Origin of the sequence: Nitrospira defluvii (assembly GCF_905220995.1) — a bacterium.
In the GTDB taxonomy this organism is placed as follows: domain Bacteria; phylum Nitrospirota; class Nitrospiria; order Nitrospirales; family Nitrospiraceae; genus Nitrospira_A; species Nitrospira_A defluvii_C.
Genome location: NZ_CAJNBJ010000016.1, coordinates 459,209 through 474,548 on the forward strand (window position 1 = coordinate 459,209; position 15,340 = coordinate 474,548).

17 protein-coding genes are annotated in these 15,340 nt (G+C 59.9%); 11 read left to right on the forward strand and 6 right to left on the reverse strand.

The window, feature by feature from the left end; all coding sequences use genetic code 11:
- Positions 1-7: 7 nt before the first annotated feature.
- The 4 genes from rlmN (at position 8) to larE (ending at position 4,770) form a co-directional block, all read left to right on the forward strand.
- Positions 8-1,096, forward strand: a complete 1,089-nt coding sequence (gene rlmN, locus KJA79_RS13775; RefSeq protein WP_213042626.1) for a dual-specificity RNA methyltransferase RlmN — start codon at positions 8-10, stop codon at positions 1,094-1,096.
- Between the two features lie 14 nt (positions 1,097-1,110).
- Entirely contained in the window at positions 1,111-2,502 is a 1,392-nt protein-coding gene (locus KJA79_RS13780; protein WP_213042627.1) for a M16 family metallopeptidase, read from the forward strand.
- Between the two features lie 12 nt (positions 2,503-2,514).
- Positions 2,515-3,897 carry a M16 family metallopeptidase gene (locus KJA79_RS13785; RefSeq protein WP_213042628.1) on the forward strand — a complete coding sequence of 461 codons (1,383 nt, stop codon included), beginning with the start codon at positions 2,515-2,517 and terminating at the stop codon, positions 3,895-3,897.
- 63 nt (positions 3,898-3,960) lie between these two features.
- The gene (gene larE / locus KJA79_RS13790) at positions 3,961-4,770 is read left to right on the forward strand and encodes an ATP-dependent sacrificial sulfur transferase LarE (RefSeq protein ID WP_246507651.1); all 810 of its coding nucleotides are present in this window, start codon (positions 3,961-3,963) and stop codon (positions 4,768-4,770) included.
- Here larE and atpF read toward each other — a convergent pair.
- From atpF to KJA79_RS13810, 4 genes are all read right to left on the reverse strand, one after another.
- Positions 4,767-5,279 carry a F0F1 ATP synthase subunit B gene (gene atpF / locus KJA79_RS13795; RefSeq protein WP_213042630.1) on the reverse strand — a complete coding sequence of 171 codons (513 nt, stop codon included), beginning with the start codon at positions 5,277-5,279 and terminating at the stop codon, positions 4,767-4,769. The two genes, larE and atpF, sit on opposite strands and share 4 nt — an antisense overlap.
- 73 nt (positions 5,280-5,352) lie before the next feature.
- Complete coding sequence (gene atpE / locus KJA79_RS13800; protein WP_013250231.1) at positions 5,353-5,583, reverse strand: ATP synthase F0 subunit C; 231 nt, start codon at positions 5,581-5,583, stop codon at positions 5,353-5,355.
- Positions 5,584-5,617: 34 nt separating this feature from the next.
- Entirely contained in the window at positions 5,618-6,367 is a 750-nt protein-coding gene (locus KJA79_RS13805; protein ID WP_213042631.1) for a F0F1 ATP synthase subunit A, read from the reverse strand.
- 30 nt (positions 6,368-6,397) lie between these two features.
- Entirely contained in the window at positions 6,398-6,667 is a 270-nt protein-coding gene (locus tag KJA79_RS13810; RefSeq protein ID WP_213042632.1) for an AtpZ/AtpI family protein, read from the reverse strand.
- A 122-nt stretch (positions 6,668-6,789) separates the two neighbouring features.
- On the opposite strand from KJA79_RS13810, the gene KJA79_RS13815 reads away from it, so the two are divergent.
- The 3 genes from KJA79_RS13815 to KJA79_RS13825 all read left to right on the forward strand — a co-directional run bounded on the left by KJA79_RS13815 (position 6,790) and on the right by KJA79_RS13825 (position 9,965).
- On the forward strand, positions 6,790-8,274 hold the full coding sequence (locus KJA79_RS13815) for an anthranilate synthase component I family protein (RefSeq protein ID WP_213042633.1): 1,485 nt from the start codon (positions 6,790-6,792) through the stop codon (positions 8,272-8,274).
- Positions 8,274-9,167 (forward strand): aminotransferase class IV, encoded by an 894-nt coding sequence (locus tag KJA79_RS13820; RefSeq protein WP_213042634.1) that lies wholly within the window; start codon positions 8,274-8,276, stop codon positions 9,165-9,167. The genes KJA79_RS13815 and KJA79_RS13820 overlap by 1 nt, the downstream gene beginning before the upstream one ends.
- Positions 9,168-9,350: 183 nt before the next feature.
- Positions 9,351-9,965 (forward strand): lytic transglycosylase domain-containing protein, encoded by a 615-nt coding sequence (locus tag KJA79_RS13825; RefSeq protein ID WP_246507653.1) that lies wholly within the window; start codon positions 9,351-9,353, stop codon positions 9,963-9,965.
- Here the strand turns inward: KJA79_RS13825 and nadB are convergent.
- Positions 9,871-11,547: an L-aspartate oxidase gene (nadB, locus tag KJA79_RS13830; RefSeq protein WP_213042636.1), complete on the reverse strand. Its 1,677-nt coding sequence runs from the start codon at positions 11,545-11,547 to the stop codon at positions 9,871-9,873. The two genes, KJA79_RS13825 and nadB, sit on opposite strands and share 95 nt — an antisense overlap.
- Before the next feature lie 2 nt (positions 11,548-11,549).
- A complete protein-coding gene (locus tag KJA79_RS13835) occupies positions 11,550-12,065 on the reverse strand; it encodes a nuclear transport factor 2 family protein (RefSeq protein ID WP_213042637.1) in 516 nt (171 codons plus the stop codon).
- 174 nt (positions 12,066-12,239) lie between these two features.
- Between KJA79_RS13835 and KJA79_RS13840 the strand changes: the two genes are divergently transcribed.
- The 4 genes from KJA79_RS13840 to KJA79_RS13855 all read left to right on the forward strand — a co-directional run bounded on the left by KJA79_RS13840 (position 12,240) and on the right by KJA79_RS13855 (position 15,306).
- A complete protein-coding gene (locus tag KJA79_RS13840; protein ID WP_080880037.1) occupies positions 12,240-12,335 on the forward strand; it encodes an AURKAIP1/COX24 domain-containing protein in 96 nt (31 codons plus the stop codon).
- Between the two features lie 31 nt (positions 12,336-12,366).
- Positions 12,367-12,585, forward strand: a complete 219-nt coding sequence (locus KJA79_RS13845; RefSeq protein ID WP_213042638.1) for a DUF6812 domain-containing protein — start codon at positions 12,367-12,369, stop codon at positions 12,583-12,585.
- A gap of 101 nt (positions 12,586-12,686) precedes the next feature.
- Complete coding sequence (locus KJA79_RS13850) at positions 12,687-14,417, forward strand: ABC transporter ATP-binding protein (RefSeq protein ID WP_213042639.1); 1,731 nt, start codon at positions 12,687-12,689, stop codon at positions 14,415-14,417.
- Between the two features lie 19 nt (positions 14,418-14,436).
- The gene (locus KJA79_RS13855) at positions 14,437-15,306 is read left to right on the forward strand and encodes an alkaline phosphatase family protein (RefSeq protein ID WP_213042640.1); all 870 of its coding nucleotides are present in this window, start codon (positions 14,437-14,439) and stop codon (positions 15,304-15,306) included.
- Positions 15,307-15,340: the final 34 nt, after the last annotated feature.

Genomic DNA, 15,340 nt, shown 5'->3' on the forward strand with positions numbered 1-15,340 from the left:
CTCCGGCATGATTCAACACGGTTCTGCTCGCACCAATCTGCTCGCCTTCACTGAGTCGGGCATGGCGGCGTACGTCGCCTCGCTCGGGTGGCCGGCCTATCGCGCCTCACAAATTCTGCGCTGGCTTTATCAGGATCGCATCCGCACCTTCGCCGCGATGAGTAATCTTCCGCAGAAGGACCGCGAGTACCTTACCGCCAATTGCAGCATCGAGCGCACCTCGAACATCCACGTATTTTCGTCACAGGACGGCACAAAAAAATTCGTCCTGACGCTCGCCGACGGCAATCAAGTCGAATGTGTGCTCATCCCCGACGAGGACCGGCTCACGCTCTGCCTCTCTACTCAAGTCGGCTGTACCCTGGATTGCGGATTTTGCCTGACCGGGACACTGGGGCTCCGACGCAATCTTCGCGCCCATGAGATCGTCGACCAGGTCCTGCTCGCCCAGGACCATTTGCACGCCGGGGAACGGTTGACGAACCTCGTCTTCATGGGCATGGGTGAGCCGCTGGCCAATCTGGATGCCGTGGCCGACGCCGTCACACGCCTCACCGATCAAACCTGGGGCCTGGGGTTTTCCGGTCGCCGCATCACGATTTCGACGGCGGGACTCGCCTCACGCATCAAAGACGTGGCCCCGCTGAAGGTGAATCTCGCGATCTCCCTCAACGCCACCACCGATGAACTCCGTCAACAGATCATGCCTGCCGCCAACCGGCTCCATTCACTTCAGGCGCTACTCGCCGCATGCCGGGCCTATCCACTTGCCGATCGCGAACGCCTGACCTTCGAGTATGTCCTGCTTGCCGACGTCAATGACCGGGCCGAAGATGCGGCCCGGCTCGTCAAGCTGCTGCGGGGACTCCGTTGCAAGGTCAACCTGATCCCCTTCAACCCCTTTCCAGGCAGTCCATACCGGCGCCCATCCGATACCGCCATTGACAGCTTTCAGAACATCCTCCGTCGAGGCCATCTCGATGTCTATCTCCGTCGCAGTCGTGGCCGCGACGTGCTCGGTGCCTGCGGTCAACTCGGTCGCCTTGAGACCGGCGAGGGCCCCGTTGCCTTGACACAGATTCAAGCCCGTTGTTAGCATGAATTCCGTACATGGCTAAACAGAGCTCTTTCCCCAATTCAGCCCGCACTCACCGTTCGATTCTCGCCTGTTCGCTGCTTGGTCTCATCTTCACGATCGCTCAGCCGTCAGTCACCCATGCCGTCGAGCCCAAGGAATACACCCTGTCCAACGACATGAAGGTGATCCTCGTGGAAGTCCCGAAGGCCCCCGTCGCGACGGTCCAGGTCTGGTACAAGGTGGGATCGCGCAATGAAGTCATGGGCCGGGCCGGACTCTCGCACATGCTCGAACACATGATGTTCAAGGGCACGGCAAAGTACCCCAAGGGCACCTTCTCCCGCCTGGTTCGCAAGAACGGCGGCATGGACAACGCGTTCACCAGCCAAGACTTCACCGCCTATTTTGAAAACCTCGCTGCCGACCGCGTGACCTTGGCCCTCGAACTGGAAGCGGACCGCATGCAGGGGCTCATTCTCGACGCCAACGAATTCAAGACTGAGCGGGAAGTGGTGAAGGAAGAGCGTCGTCTCCGGAACGAAGACGATCCTCAGGGGGCACTGGTCGAAGCCCTCTTTGCCCAAGCCTTCATGAGCCACCCCTACCATTGGCCGGTGATCGGCTGGTTTTCCGACCTCGATGCCATGAACCTGGACGATCTCCAACGCCATTACGATACGTATTACTCGCCGAACAACGCCACCCTGGTGGTCGTCGGCGACATCAAAGCCGAAACGTTGCTCCCGGTCATCGCCCGACTCTTCGAGCCGATCCCAAAAGGCCCCTCGCCGAAAACACTGACCGTCGCCGAGGGCCCGCAACGGGGGGAGCGCCGCTTCCTCCTCAAGCGCGAAGCGCAAGTCCCTTTCGTCATGATGGGATATCGGGTGCCGAATTACACCAGCGACGATTCCTACGCCTTGAATGTGCTCGAATCCATTTTGTCCCACGGCAAGAGTGCCAGGCTCTATCAAAGCCTCGTCTATGAACAGAAAACGGCCTTGGCCGTGGGTGCCGATTACGGACTCATGCAGGCCGATCCGGGACTGTTTTATTTCTACGCCGTGGTGAAACCTGGCGAAAAAGTCGAGGCCGTCGAGGATGCCGTCGTGAAAGAGATCCACCGGCTCCAAGCTGAGCCACCGAGCGACATTGAGCTGCAGCGGGCAAAAAACCAGATTGAGGCAGCCCACATTTTCGAGCAGGACTCCAACTTCCGGCAAGCTATGTTGTTGGGAGAAGCCGAAACGATCGGGGCTGGTTGGCGAAAAGTCAGCCAGTTTGTTGAACGGACCAGAGCCGTCACCGCCCAGGACGTGCAACGGGTGGCCACCCAATACCTGACGCCCGACATGCGCACGACGGGCACCCTGATCCCACTTCCTCCGCAAACCCAGTCGGCGTTACCGCCACCAACACACTAGTGAGCCATGCAGATGACGCGACGACAAGGTACCGTTCTGCCGCACAGTGAGCACTGGGGCCGAACCACCAGCCCGTTTTCCACCTGGCTGCTCTGCTTGGCGCTCTGTGTGCCCGCTGCCTGGGTGCAGGCCGCCGACATCACACCGACACGTTCCGTCACCGCCAATGGGATGACCGTGTTGTTCCTGGAGCAGCACTTTCTCCCGACCGTCGAGATCCACGCGCTGGTCAAAGTGGGATCAGCCCAGGATCCGCCGGACAAGGCCGGTTTGGCCAACCTCACCGCCAGCCTGTTGGATGAAGGCACGCTCACTCGGACCTCCCGCCAAATCGCCGAGCAGATCGATTTCGTGGGAGGCTCGCTCGAAGCTCATGCTACGGAAGACTACACCACCGCCTCGGCACGCGTCCTTAAGAAGGATGCGGACCTCGGCTTCGCCCTCCTCGCCGACATGCTGCAACACCCGGCCTTTCACAAACAGGAATTCGAGCGGGTGCGGACACAGGTTCTCGGCGAGATCGTCAGCGATGACGACGATCCCGGCAACGTGGCCATGAAGGCCTTCCACCAATTGATTTTCCACGGGCACCCCTACAGCTGGCCGGCTCATGGCACCGAGGATACGCTGAACAAGATCACCGTGGCCGACGTGCAGCAATTTCACGCCCGCGAGTATGTGCCCAACCAGACGATCCTCGTCGTCGTCGGAGACTTGACTCAGGAACAGGCCGCGACGCTGGTGCAGACGCATTTCGGCACATGGAAGAAGGGAGCCCCTTCGGTCGCTCAACTCAAGAAGCCGGCCCCCATCGACCGCAAAATGGTTCAGCTGATTGAGAAGGATCTGACTCAATCGACGATCGTCCTCGGCCATACGGGTATCAGCCGGACTAACCCGGACTACTACGCGATCACGGTCATGAATTATATTCTGGGCGCCGGAGGGTTCTCTTCGCGCCTGATGGATTCGATTCGCGACAAACAGGGCCTTGCCTACGGCATTATGAGCCAGTTCGATTCCCGAGTCATGCCCGGTGCCTTCTTCATCAGCCTCCAGACCCGGACCGACGTGACGAATCAGGCCATTAACAGTGTGCTGGCGGAGATCAAGGCAATTCGCGAGGCCCCGGTCACAGATCAGGAGCTCAGCGAAGCCAAATCCTTCATCGTCGGCAGCTTCCCGTTGCGGATCGATTCGAGCGCCAAATTGGCCAACGTCCTCGCCCAGGTCGAGTTGTATACTCTTGGCTTGGACTATTTCACGAGTTACCCCAAGGCCATCGAAAAGGTCACCAAAGACGATGTCCTCCGCGTGGCCAAACAATACCTCGACCCACAGCACTACGCGTTGGTGGTCGTCGGGTCGATTGCAAAGGCCAAGGTCAAACAGTAGCCCACGGCCTTCGACTCGTGCAGGTTCAGACTCCCCTGGATTGTTATGCTCTCCACACACGCAGTGACCGAGAAGATTGAGCGAGCCCGGCAGATTCTCCGAGAGATGGGCTCGGTGATCGTGGCGTTCTCGGGCGGGGTCGATAGCTCGCTGGTTCTTAGATTGGCCCATGACGAACTGGGCGCTCGGGCGCTCGGCGTAACCGCCGTCTCCCCCACCCTTCCTGCAGCCGAACTGGCATTGACGCGCCAGCTCGCAACGGAAATCGGTGCACAGCATCGCGTCGTCGAGACAGACCAACTGGAGATTCCCGACTTCGTCCGCAATGATGCCACCCGGTGCTACCACTGCAAGACGGACTTGTATTCCCTCCTCGGCTCCCTCAAGAACGAGGGTGAGTCGACCTGCATCGTTGATGGAACAAACGTCGACGATCTTGGAGACGACCGTCCGGGACTCAAGGCTGCGCGCGAGCGGGGAGTCCGCAGCCCGTTGCTGGAAGCCGGCTTTTCAAAGGCCGACATCCGCGAAGCCGCGCGATCACTGGGGCTGTCGAATTGGGACAAACCCGCCGCAGCCTGCCTCTCGTCACGCGTGCCACGTGGCATCACCATCACACGACGCACACTCTCGCGCGTTGAGCGCGCAGAAGCCGCCCTGATGGAGGAAGGCTTTCGCCACTGTCGTGTGCGCGATTACGATGAAGTCGCCCGGATTGAACTTGCCGTAGAAGAATTACCGAGGATGCTGGAAACCGGTCGGCGGGAACGGTTGGTGGCGGCCCTGAAGTCGGTCGGCTACCGCTTCGTCACCCTGGATCTGGAAGGATACCGCCAGGGGGGCGTGAGTCTCCCCCCCGGCGCAATCGATTAGTTCCGGCTTTGATAGGCCTTTGCGAGGGCGTCCAGGGCTTCGTCAGCGAGACGGCGATGATCCCCATCGGTCAACGCTCGTCCGACCACCTTTTCCGCTACCATCATCGCCAACTCAGTCGTCTGTGCGCGGATATCCTGCACGGCCTTCCGGCGCTCGGCCTCGATCTCTCGAGTCGCGTCACCCTTGATCCGTTCAGCATCCGCCGTCATACGCTGCTCGTTCTCGTCCATCATGCGCTGAGCACGTTCTTTGGCCTGGGCCAACAGCGCCTCGGCTTCTTTGGCAGCGGCTGCGAGCTTCGCTTCGTATTCCTTGAGCTTGCGCTCGGCCTCTGAACGATGGCGTTCGGCCTGATCGAGACTGTCCTTAATCTTTTTCTCCCGCTCTTCCAGCATGCCCAACAGGCTCGGAAACGCATATTTGTAGAGCAGAAAGAAGAGGATCCCGAAGGAGAGAATCTCCCAGAAGATCAGGGACGAAAAGAAATGTGATTCAAATTGAGGCATAGTCTGTTACCCAAATGAGTTGAGGGTTCTGAGCCGGGCATGGACCCAGCACCAGGGCTCGACCGACAACGCGCTACTTGCGCAAGCCCATGATGATGAACGCAATGACCAGCCCGTACAGTGCGATGGCTTCGACGAGCGCGAACCCGATCCACATGTACTTGCCGACGCGGCCTTCCGCTTCCGGCTGCCGGGCCACGGCCTCGATCATTTTTCCGAAGATGTACCCGATCCCCACGCCGGCTCCGGCAAATCCCGCCGCCGCCAACCCCATACCGACCAACGCTGCTGCTGCTGCATCCATTGTTTAACCTCTCCTCCGTTTATAGACAACGAACCTAGTGTGCGTGCTCGCTATGACCGTGCAAGGTCACGGCATCCCCTAAATAGACACAGCTCAGCACGGTAAAAATATAGGCCTGAATAAACGCAATACCGACTTCCAGCCCGTTCATGGCGATCGTAAACGCAAACGGCAACCAGCCGATCAGCAAGCCGCCGCTGATCGCCAATCCGAACAACACGCCCAGGATGACGTGACCGGCGGTCATGTTCGCAAACAACCGCACCGCCAACGAGATGGGACGAGCCAGCTGACTGATCAACTCAATGGGAATCATCAGCGGCAGGAGCCACCCCGGCGTTCCCGGCGGGACCAGAATACCCAAAAATTTTGCTCCGTGAAGCGAGAAGCCCAGTACCAGGCTCAGCCCGTAAATCCCGACCGCGAACACCGCCGTCACGATGATCTGGCTGGTCACGGTATAGGATCCGGGAATCAATCCCAGCAGGTTGGCAAACAGAATAAAGAGAAACAGGGTGGCGATCAGCGGAAAAAACTTCATGCCCGCCTCGCCCATGGTGTCCAAAATGATCCCGCGAATGAACTCCACGATCAGTTCGGCCATATTCTGCAACTTGCCCGGAACCAGCTTTCGTGAAGCGGCGGCGGAGATCATCAGAAACGAGACGAGGCCTACTACCACCCACATCAGAATCACGGCCTTGTTGATCGAGATGTCGATCCCGGCCGGAACCAGCGGAATCAGATCGTGCAATTCAAACGCATGTAACGGACTTTCTTCCACGATGATCCTTTTTCAGTCAGACGATTCAGGTTAACTCTGCCATCGCTGCGCAGCTCGATAGGCGTTTCGCACCCCGGCCGCAGCGCCCAACCCTAACCCGATAACCAGCCCCCATGGATTGGAATCCAGCAGGTAGGTGTCGACCACCCAGCCCAAGCCCCCTCCGACAATCAACGCAGCGAGCAGTTCCGTCCCGATCCGGACAGCCTGCCCGAGCCCCGCATATAACGGATCCTGAGAGGGGGGCATCACGCGCTCACGTGCGGCACTCTTCAGCACAGTCGGAGAGAGTGCACCCATCGGCGGGCGCGCCATTCAAGCAAATTCGCTGGGGGCTTGTCAAGAAGTTGGCCCGCTATGACCAGGCCGTACGATGCGGTATAGTCTTTTCCTCGGAGGATCCCCTCCCGACACCGAGTGCCATGACTGATTCCTCACACCAGGCATTTCTTCACGGGCCCCCGCAACCGTTGGTCGTAGTCCGTCCGCAACCGAACGCCGACCCGTTTGAACTCTATCAACGCCTCGCCCCCACCAACCGCCCCTCTTTTCTGCTCGAAAGCGGGAACGGCAGTCGCATCACCGCACGATATTCCTTCTTCGGGAGCGAGCCCTATCTCACAATGAACGGTCGCGCCCAGGTATACCGGGTAGAAGAGGCGGGGCAGTCGAAGCTCTGCACCGGCTCCGCATTCGAGGCCCTCGGCCGGATTCTCGACGCATCGATCATCCCACAACTCGAGGGCATCCCACCGTTTTTTGGCGGCGCCGTTGGGTATCTCAGTTACGACCTGGTCCGTTCGTTCGAATCACTTCCCAGTGTGGCGGCAGACGACATCGCCCTCCCTGACCTCCATCTCGCATTTTTTGACCTGATCGCGGCGGTCGACCATCTCACACACCAGTTGTACTTGATGTACTGCCCTCCCCTGTCGCGGTTTCAGGCCGAACCCCGCGAGAAACTGCATCGCGAAGGCCGTGACCGACTGGCGGAGTTGGAGGTTCGCTTGACTAGTCCACGCCCCCTCATTGCCTTCCAGGGCTGGCCCCGTGAAGCGACGTTGGTCCCAAACCAGTCGCGTGACGCCTACACCACACGCGTCCGACGCTGCCAAGACTACATCGCCGCCGGCGACATCTATCAGGCCAATTTGTCTCATCGATTCACCCTCAGTCACGGCGCTGCGGTACCGCCACCTGAGACCAATGCCTACGCAACGGCGCTGTATGGCCGCCTCCGTACGGTCAACCCATCTCCGTTTGCAGGGATCTGTCACCTCCCGGAACTCAGCCTCGTCAGCAACTCGCCCGAACGGCTTGTCCGCCTGTCCGGAGCAGAAGCCAGCACGAGACCCATTGCCGGAACCAGGCCTCGGGGAGTCAGACCGCAGGAAGACCAAGATCTGCGCGCCGAATTACTCGCCAGCCCCAAGGAACGTGCCGAACATGTCATGCTGGTCGATCTGGCGCGCAACGATCTGGGCAAGGTCTGCCGGTACGGTACGGTTCGGGTCGATGAGTTCATGACTGTCGAACAGTATTCGCACGTTCGCCATCTGGTCTCTGACGTGACCGGGACCCTGCAGCCGGGAACCTCGCCACTCGACCTTGTCCGGGCCGTGTTTCCCGGCGGTACCATCACCGGCGTGCCGAAACTCCGCTGCATGGAAATCATCGAAGAGTTGGAACCGGTGCGGCGCGGGCTGTACACAGGAGCCCTCGGGTACTTCTCTTGGAGCGGCGACCTGGATCTGAATATTCTGATTCGCACGCTGCTCCTGACGAAGACGCAGGGATATCTGCAAGTCGGTGCAGGGATCGTGGCCGACTCGGACCCCGATCGTGAGTATGAGGAAACGCTCGCCAAAGCGGGCGCATTTTTTAACATCCTGGAGGCTGGCCGCTAATGTGGGTGTTTGTGAACGATCGATTCATGCGGAAAGAAGAGGCCGTCGTCTCCGTGTTCGACCATGGATTTCTCTATGGAGACGGCGTGTATGAAACCTTGCGATCCTATGGCACCCGGATCTTTATGCGCGACCAGCACCTCTCCCGGCTGCGGCGCTCGGCCGAGTCCATCGGCCTGAGGATTCCCATTCCCGACGAGCAGTGGCCGGAGTTGCTCCACGAAGCGATGCGACGGAACGACGTGGGCACCGATCGCGTCGACGCCTACCTCCGCATCACCATCTCACGAGGCGAGGGAGAGATTGGCCTCGACCCGGCACTCTGTCCCCGTCCCACCGTGGTGATCATGACGAAGGCGCTTCACGCCCCTTCACCGGAGCTGTTGCGGGACGGAGTCTCGCTCACCGTCGCCCAGACGAGGCGGAATCTGCCCGCGGCCCTGTCCCCGCAGATCAAATCCACCAACTTTCTCAACAACATTCTAGCGAAACGCGAATCCATCGCAGCGGGGACCTTCGATAGTCTGTTTTTGAATTGGAGGGATGAACTGACCGAGTGTACGATCAGCAATCTCTTTTTCGTTGCGGACGGCACCGTCCATACCCCGGCATTGGATTGCGGCATTCTAGACGGCATCACGCGAGGCATTGTCATGACCCTCGCCAAGGAGGAAGGCCTGCCGGTTCAGGAAGGTCACTACCAGCTCAACCACCTTCACAAGGCGGAGGAATGTTTTCTGACGAATACCAGCATGGAAGTCATGCCGGTGTCACGTGTCGAGACCTTCACAATCGGGGACGGTCGCCCTGGCCCAGTCACCCGCCGGCTCCAGAAGCGCTTCGCCGCCAGTCGAACCAGGTTCTGTGAAGCAGCCCCCGAGCCACATTTCTGACGATGGCTTTTATATCAATACCTTACAACCACGCCAGGCTGTGAACGGAGAGTACGGGTTTTTGACAGGTCGGAGGGCTGCTGCTACGGTTGAAGCATCGGTAGTGGACACCAACCAGGCGCCTCAACCCCGATGGCCCAATTCAGCCGTAACATCTCCTTGCTCCTGCTGTCCGCAACACTCGTGCTGACAGCCGCTCCCATCCAAGCCGAGGTGTACCAATACGTTGATGCCAACGGCACCATCTCCCTGACCAATGTGCCGAACGACCCACGATACAAACGCGTGACGGCTGAACTCCCTCGCTCCCGTAGCATCATCTCCGATCGTGAACTCGACCCGGTGATCGCTCGACATTCGCGCGCCCATCGCCTCCATCCGGCGCTGATTCGCGCGGTGATCAAAACCGAATCCGACTTCGACCCGCAGGCGGTCTCACGGGCCGGGGCGATCGGCCTGATGCAGCTGATGCCGCAGACTGCGATGCGTCTCGACGTGCGGGATTCGTATAATCCGGATGACAATATCGGCGGGGGAACCAAATACCTGCGGCAGCTGCTGGATCGCTTTAACGGAAATCTTCCATTGGCCTTGGCGGCCTATAATGCGGGAGAACAGGCGGTCGAACGGCACCAGGGGCTTCCCCCGATCCCGGAAACACGGCAATACGTCCTCAAGGTGCTGCGCTACTACCGCACCTTCCTCACGAACGACCGGCTTTCTTCTTCACGGCCTTACCACGCACCGTCTCCTGGGTCGCAAGGACGAGGTCTTGCTCGCTCGATGGCATCCCGCTGACCCGAGCCTGAGCCAAGACCAACTGACTGTGCTGCCGCCATCCCGGCCGATTGGCCTCAGGAAAATCCGACCGGTAGTGGGCCCCGACGCTGTTTTCCCGCCAGAGGGCCGCATCGGCAATACAACGCGCCACCTGCACCATATTTTTCACCTCGAGCGCTGCCCGAGAGGAAAAGGGTTTCGTCAGCAAACGCATCCACCGGACCAGCTGTGCGGAGGCGCTAATCAACGAATCCCCCGAACGCACCAAGCCGATCTTCCCCCACATCAGGCGACGCAACGAACTTCGCAACTTCTCCGGATCATCGAAGTCCGTCGGTCGTCCCCGTTCCAGTTCCTCAAGCGGAGGCAGACTCGCCGGGCCGGAAACCTGACCGGCATGGGTCACCGCGGACTGCGCCGCACGCATGCCGAACACCAACCCTTCCAGGAGTGAGTTGCTGGCCAACCGATTCGCCCCGTGCACACCGCTGCAGGCCACCTCTCCGGCTGCAAACAACCCCGGCAGGGTCGTCGCCCCATGCACATCCGTCCAGACCCCGCCCATCATATAGTGCGCGCTGGGCGACACGGGAATCCATTCTTCCGTCATGTCGATGTCATACCGTAGGCAGGTGGCATAGATCGTGGGAAACCGCCGTTTCACGAAGGCCGCGCCTAGATGGGTCACATCCAAATAGACGTGCCGCGCGCGTGTCGCGGCCATCTCCGACCAAATCGCCCGTGAGACCACATCACGCGGGGCGAGCGCCCCGTCGGGATGGTACCGCTGCATGAACAACTCGCCCTTGATGTTCCGCAGCTGCCCGCCTTCTCCGCGAATGGCCTCCGACAGCAGGAAGGGTGGACTCGACGGCAGGTACAACGAGGTGGGATGAAATTGCACGAACTCCATGTCCATCAATAGCGCCCCGGCTCGCAGCGCCATCGCCATGCCGTCGCCGGTCGCATTGCCGGGATTCGTGGTGCGCGCATACACCTGTCCTGCGCCGCCCGTCGACAACACCACCGCGCTGGCCGGAAGGACCGTGCGCTCGCCCGAGATCTCGTTCAGCACAATCGCGCCGCAGCACCGCCCGTCGACCACCACCAAATCCACAGTGAAGCGCCGATCCAATCGCTGAATGCGTCGCTGCCTGGCCGCATACGTCATGAGTGCGCGGACCATCTCATTGCCGGTGGCATCCCCGCGCGCACGGAGAATCCGACTCCGGCTATGCGCGGCTTCGCGCGTGTACGCAAACCGTTTGCCGATCTTATCGAACTTGGCACCCCACGCAATCAGTTCCTGAATCCGGTCCGGCCCCTCCTCGACCAACACTCGCACGGCTTCACGACGGCACAGGCCATGACCGGCCTTGAGCGTATCCGCGAGGTGGCTGCCGACATCATCCTCTTCGCTCAGCGCCACCGCGACACCGCCCTGAGCATACATGGAATTGCTTTCCAGCGGATGGCCCTTGGTCAGCATCAACACGCGCCCCGCACGGCTGAGCTCGATCGCCGCGCGAAGACCTGCGACGCCGCTGCCGACTACGAGAAAATCTGTTTCAATTTTTGGGGAGGAACTGCGGGATGACATGGTTAGGGGTTGGAGGCTCTGCGCGCGGGATCTTCGCTTGGATTGGCCCGAGAGCCCATACCGAACGGCAAATCGCCCTGAGCTTCTCGAAGCAAAATAGACTGCGTCCCCACCCAGGCAAGACGTCCATGACCACGCTGGCGCGTGCCCGCCTCACCGGGATTCCGTTTCCACTGGCCTTGCCAATGGACAAACACATCGATGTTGTCGCCCTCGATCAGAATACGCTCGATCGAGAATTCCAACTGAATATCCTGAAAGGTCTCGAAGTCCCCATGGATGTCCCGCTGGACTTGATCCAGATTGCCGGAGGGTAACAGCAGGGCCTCCAGCGCAGGGCGGTCCCGTTCGACGTAGGACTTCCGGAGCAACTCCACCGCCTGATCGATCCGAAGAATACGGTCGTGGTCGTCTTTATATTGCAGGGTTTTTCCGGAGCACCCCACCGAGAGAACCAACAGAAAACCCAACAGCAGGAGACCGACGCAGCGGCAGCGAGATGTGCCAGAGTGGATCATGGCGCAGTATAGGAACCTTGGCAGAACGAGGTCAAGCAACGGATCAGTCCGCCAGAAGCCGCATGGCTCGCAGCTTGTCCCGCGACGGAGCTGCAAACAGGGGCCAGAATCTTGGCTTGCATTTTGGACTGAAACCCACTAGACTCCCGCGCCTAGCAGTTGGAGATTGAACGTATGGCGAGTGTCCTCAAGAAACGCCGGAAGAAGATGCGCAAGCACAAGTACAAGAAGTTGCGCCGGCGTCAGAAATTCTTGCGTCGCAAGAGCTGAGCTCATCACGACATAATGGACGGAGGGATCCGTGCCCGAAGGAAAAAAAGTTCGCATCCGCGTTCGAACTGTGAACTGTATCTACGTCGGGGATTTCCTCATCCCGCCCATGCGTAATCGTGTGTCCGATGCGATCAACGAAGAGCAGCGGCTGTTTATCAGCCTGACTGACGTCTTGATCAACGACAAGGATCGGTCGGACTTTGTGGCGATCAATAAGAACCTGATCGAGTCCATCGCTCAGCTCTAGTGCGCCCTCACCCCATTACGAAGGTCATGTCGTAGCCCGATCACCGCATCCACGCTCAAGGGCTCTGCGCCTGCCCCCCTGAATCCATTGTCGTAACACCGATGTTTTCGTTCAAACGATTCTTTCCCTTCCTCAAGCCCTACGTCCCCCGGATGATTGCCGCCGCCATCATGGTCATGGCGGTCGCCGCCGTGAACCTGGCTCTCCTTCGGCTGGGTGGCACCCTGTGGGACGTCATCACCGTGCAGCACGATGCCGATCGAATGGCGCAGATGATCCTGCTGCTCCTCGGGCTCGTCTTGCTGCAAGGGCTCTGTTCCATGGGACACAGCTACCTGACGGCCTGGGTGTCCCAACGAGTCATGGCGGACTTCCGAACTCATCTCTTTGCGCATCTGCAAACCCTGTCCGTCAATTTCTTCTCCAAGCGCCGGACCGGCGAGTTAATGTCGCGTCTGATGAACGACGTGACCGTGATCCAGAACGTCGTCACCGACACTCCCATTGACGCAGCCAAGCAGGTCGTCACGTTCATCGGCGGCGCCGGTTTCCTGTTTGCGATGAACTGGCAGCTCTGCCTCCTCATCCTGGTCCTGCTCCCCTTGCTGGTCGTCGTGGCCAAACTATTCGGCCGGCGCCTGCGCGCCCTCTCGACCACCATTCAGGATCAAACCGCCTCCGTCAGCACGCTGGTGGAGGAAGTCATCGCCGGTATTCGTGTCGTGAAATCCTTCGTGCAGACTAAGCGGGAGGAGCAACGCTTCATCACCCAGGTACAATCCGCGATGGAACTGGCGCTGCGCCGTGCCACCATCATGGCGTGGTTCGTGCCGACGATCACGTTCGTCACCTTCGCCGCCGCCGCCATGGTGTTGTGGTATGGAGGACGGCAGGTCATTGACGGCACGGTCTCTCCGGGAGACCTCTTTGCGTTCGTGCTCTTCGCCGGGATTTTGATCGGACCGTTCGGGTCAGCCGCCCGCGTGTTTGCGCAGATCAAAGAAGCCCAGGGCGCCATGCAGCGCGTCTTCGAAATTCTCGACACGCATGCAGAAATCGCCGATGCGCCCAATGCGATCGACCTGCCGCCCGTGCAGGGACATGTGCGCGCAGAGCATATCACCTTTGCCTATGACCCCCGGCAACCCGTGTTGGCGGATGTGTCCTTTGAAGCCAAGCCGGGCGAACTCATTGCGATCGTCGGACCGACCGGTTCAGGGAAAACGACGATCATGAATCTCCTCCATCGCTTCTACGACCCCACGTCGGGACGGCTGACGGTGGACGGCCATGACGTCAAGGATGTCCGGCTCGATAGCCTGTACCGGCAAATCGCCCTGGTCCCCCAGGATACGATTCTGTTCGGCGGCCCGATCCGGGATAACATCCGCTACGGACGCGAGGATGCCACCGAGGAGGAGATCATCGCCGCAAGCAAAGCCGCGCATGCCCACGAATTCATCGCGGGATTTCCCGACGGCTACCAGACCATCGTCGGAGAAAAGGGCATCAATCTCTCCGGCGGCCAACGTCAACGCGTCGCGATTGCCCGCGCGATTCTGAAGAACCCGCGTATTCTCCTGCTCGACGAAGCCACTTCTGCGCTGGACACCGAATCGGAACGATTGGTCCAGGAAGCCCTGGAACGTCTCATGGTCAACCGCACGACCTTTGTCGTCGCCCACCGGCTCAGCACGATTCAACGCGCCGACCGCATCCTGGTCCTGAATAAGGGCCACATTGTCGAATCGGGCACCCACACGGCTCTGCTGGAGCAGCGGGGGCTCTATCATTACTTATACACGTTGCGTCTGAGCGAACTTCCGGTCTAATCACTAGCGAGGCCCCCTGATGAACAGGCAGGTCGTAGCCACCGCGCTCGCAGTCCTCCTCTTCTCGACGAGTCTGCTTTTTGCCTCGCCACCCCTGCCCAAGCCCGACCACATCGTGATCGTGATCGAGGAGAACCATGCGTTCTCCCAGATCATCGACTCACCGGCGGCCCCGTATCTCAACGCACTGGCCCGGAAAGGCGCGTTGTTGACCAACTCCTTCGGCGTGACTCACCCCAGTCAACCGAACTACATCGCCCTCTTTGCCGGATCCATCGACGGCGTCAGCCGGAACCATTGCCCCACGTCGTTAACCACTCCGAATCTTCATAGCACCCTGGCGCTTGTCGGCCGGACCTTTGCCGGATACGCGGAGGATCTCCCCTCCACCGGTTCCGTAGACTGCGTCGCAGGCGCGTATGCCCGGAAACATAATCCCTGGGTCAACTGGCAATCGTCTCCCATCAATACCGTGCCCGCCGAGGACAATCGCCCCTTTTCCGACTTTCCTGCTGACTTCGAGAGGCTGCCCACGGTCAGCTTTGTCATTCCCAATCAACTCAACGATATGCACGACGGCAAGGAGCCCGACCGGATTCAACGCGGAGACCAGTGGCTCCAGACCCATCTCGATCGCTACGTCGAATGGGCGCAAACACACAACAGTCTCTTGATCATCACCTGGGACGAAGACAACGGAAAATCAGACAATCACATTCCGACGATTCTGGTGGGACCAATGGTGCGACCGGGCCGCTATGGAGAGCCCTTGGACCATTACGGATTATTGAGAACCATCACAGATATGTATGGCGCGAAACCAGTCGGCCTCAGCCGCCAAGCGCTGCCCCTCTCCACGATCTGGGCCACGCCGGCAGTCACACCCTAGCCCGCATTATTCATGAGCACTTCTGCTGCAACCG

What these genes read in the sequence shown, in the direction of transcription:
- KJA79_RS13785 (WP_213042628.1), top strand. Translation starts at nt 2,515, where the DNA reads ATGACGCGACGACAAGGTACCGTTCTGCCGCACAGTGAGCACTGGGGC.
- atpF (WP_213042630.1), bottom strand. Translation starts at nt 5,279, where the DNA reads ATGCCTCAATTTGAATCACATTTCTTTTCGTCCCTGATCTTCTGGGAG.
- KJA79_RS13780 (WP_213042627.1), top strand. Translation starts at nt 1,111, where the DNA reads ATGGCTAAACAGAGCTCTTTCCCCAATTCAGCCCGCACTCACCGTTCG.
- rlmN (WP_213042626.1), top strand. Translation starts at nt 8, where the DNA reads ATGATTCAACACGGTTCTGCTCGCACCAATCTGCTCGCCTTCACTGAG.
- atpE (WP_013250231.1), bottom strand. Translation starts at nt 5,583, where the DNA reads ATGGATGCAGCAGCAGCAGCGTTGGTCGGTATGGGGTTGGCGGCGGCG.
- KJA79_RS13835 (WP_213042637.1), bottom strand. Translation starts at nt 12,065, where the DNA reads ATGATCCACTCTGGCACATCTCGCTGCCGCTGCGTCGGTCTCCTGCTG.
- KJA79_RS13850 (WP_213042639.1), top strand. Translation starts at nt 12,687, where the DNA reads ATGTTTTCGTTCAAACGATTCTTTCCCTTCCTCAAGCCCTACGTCCCC.
- KJA79_RS13815 (WP_213042633.1), top strand. Translation starts at nt 6,790, where the DNA reads ATGACTGATTCCTCACACCAGGCATTTCTTCACGGGCCCCCGCAACCG.
- KJA79_RS13810 (WP_213042632.1), bottom strand. Translation starts at nt 6,667, where the DNA reads ATGGGTGCACTCTCTCCGACTGTGCTGAAGAGTGCCGCACGTGAGCGC.
- nadB (WP_213042636.1), bottom strand. Translation starts at nt 11,547, where the DNA reads ATGTCATCCCGCAGTTCCTCCCCAAAAATTGAAACAGATTTTCTCGTA.
- KJA79_RS13855 (WP_213042640.1), top strand. Translation starts at nt 14,437, where the DNA reads ATGAACAGGCAGGTCGTAGCCACCGCGCTCGCAGTCCTCCTCTTCTCG.
- KJA79_RS13820 (WP_213042634.1), top strand. Translation starts at nt 8,274, where the DNA reads ATGTGGGTGTTTGTGAACGATCGATTCATGCGGAAAGAAGAGGCCGTC.
- KJA79_RS13840 (WP_080880037.1), top strand. Translation starts at nt 12,240, where the DNA reads ATGGCGAGTGTCCTCAAGAAACGCCGGAAGAAGATGCGCAAGCACAAG.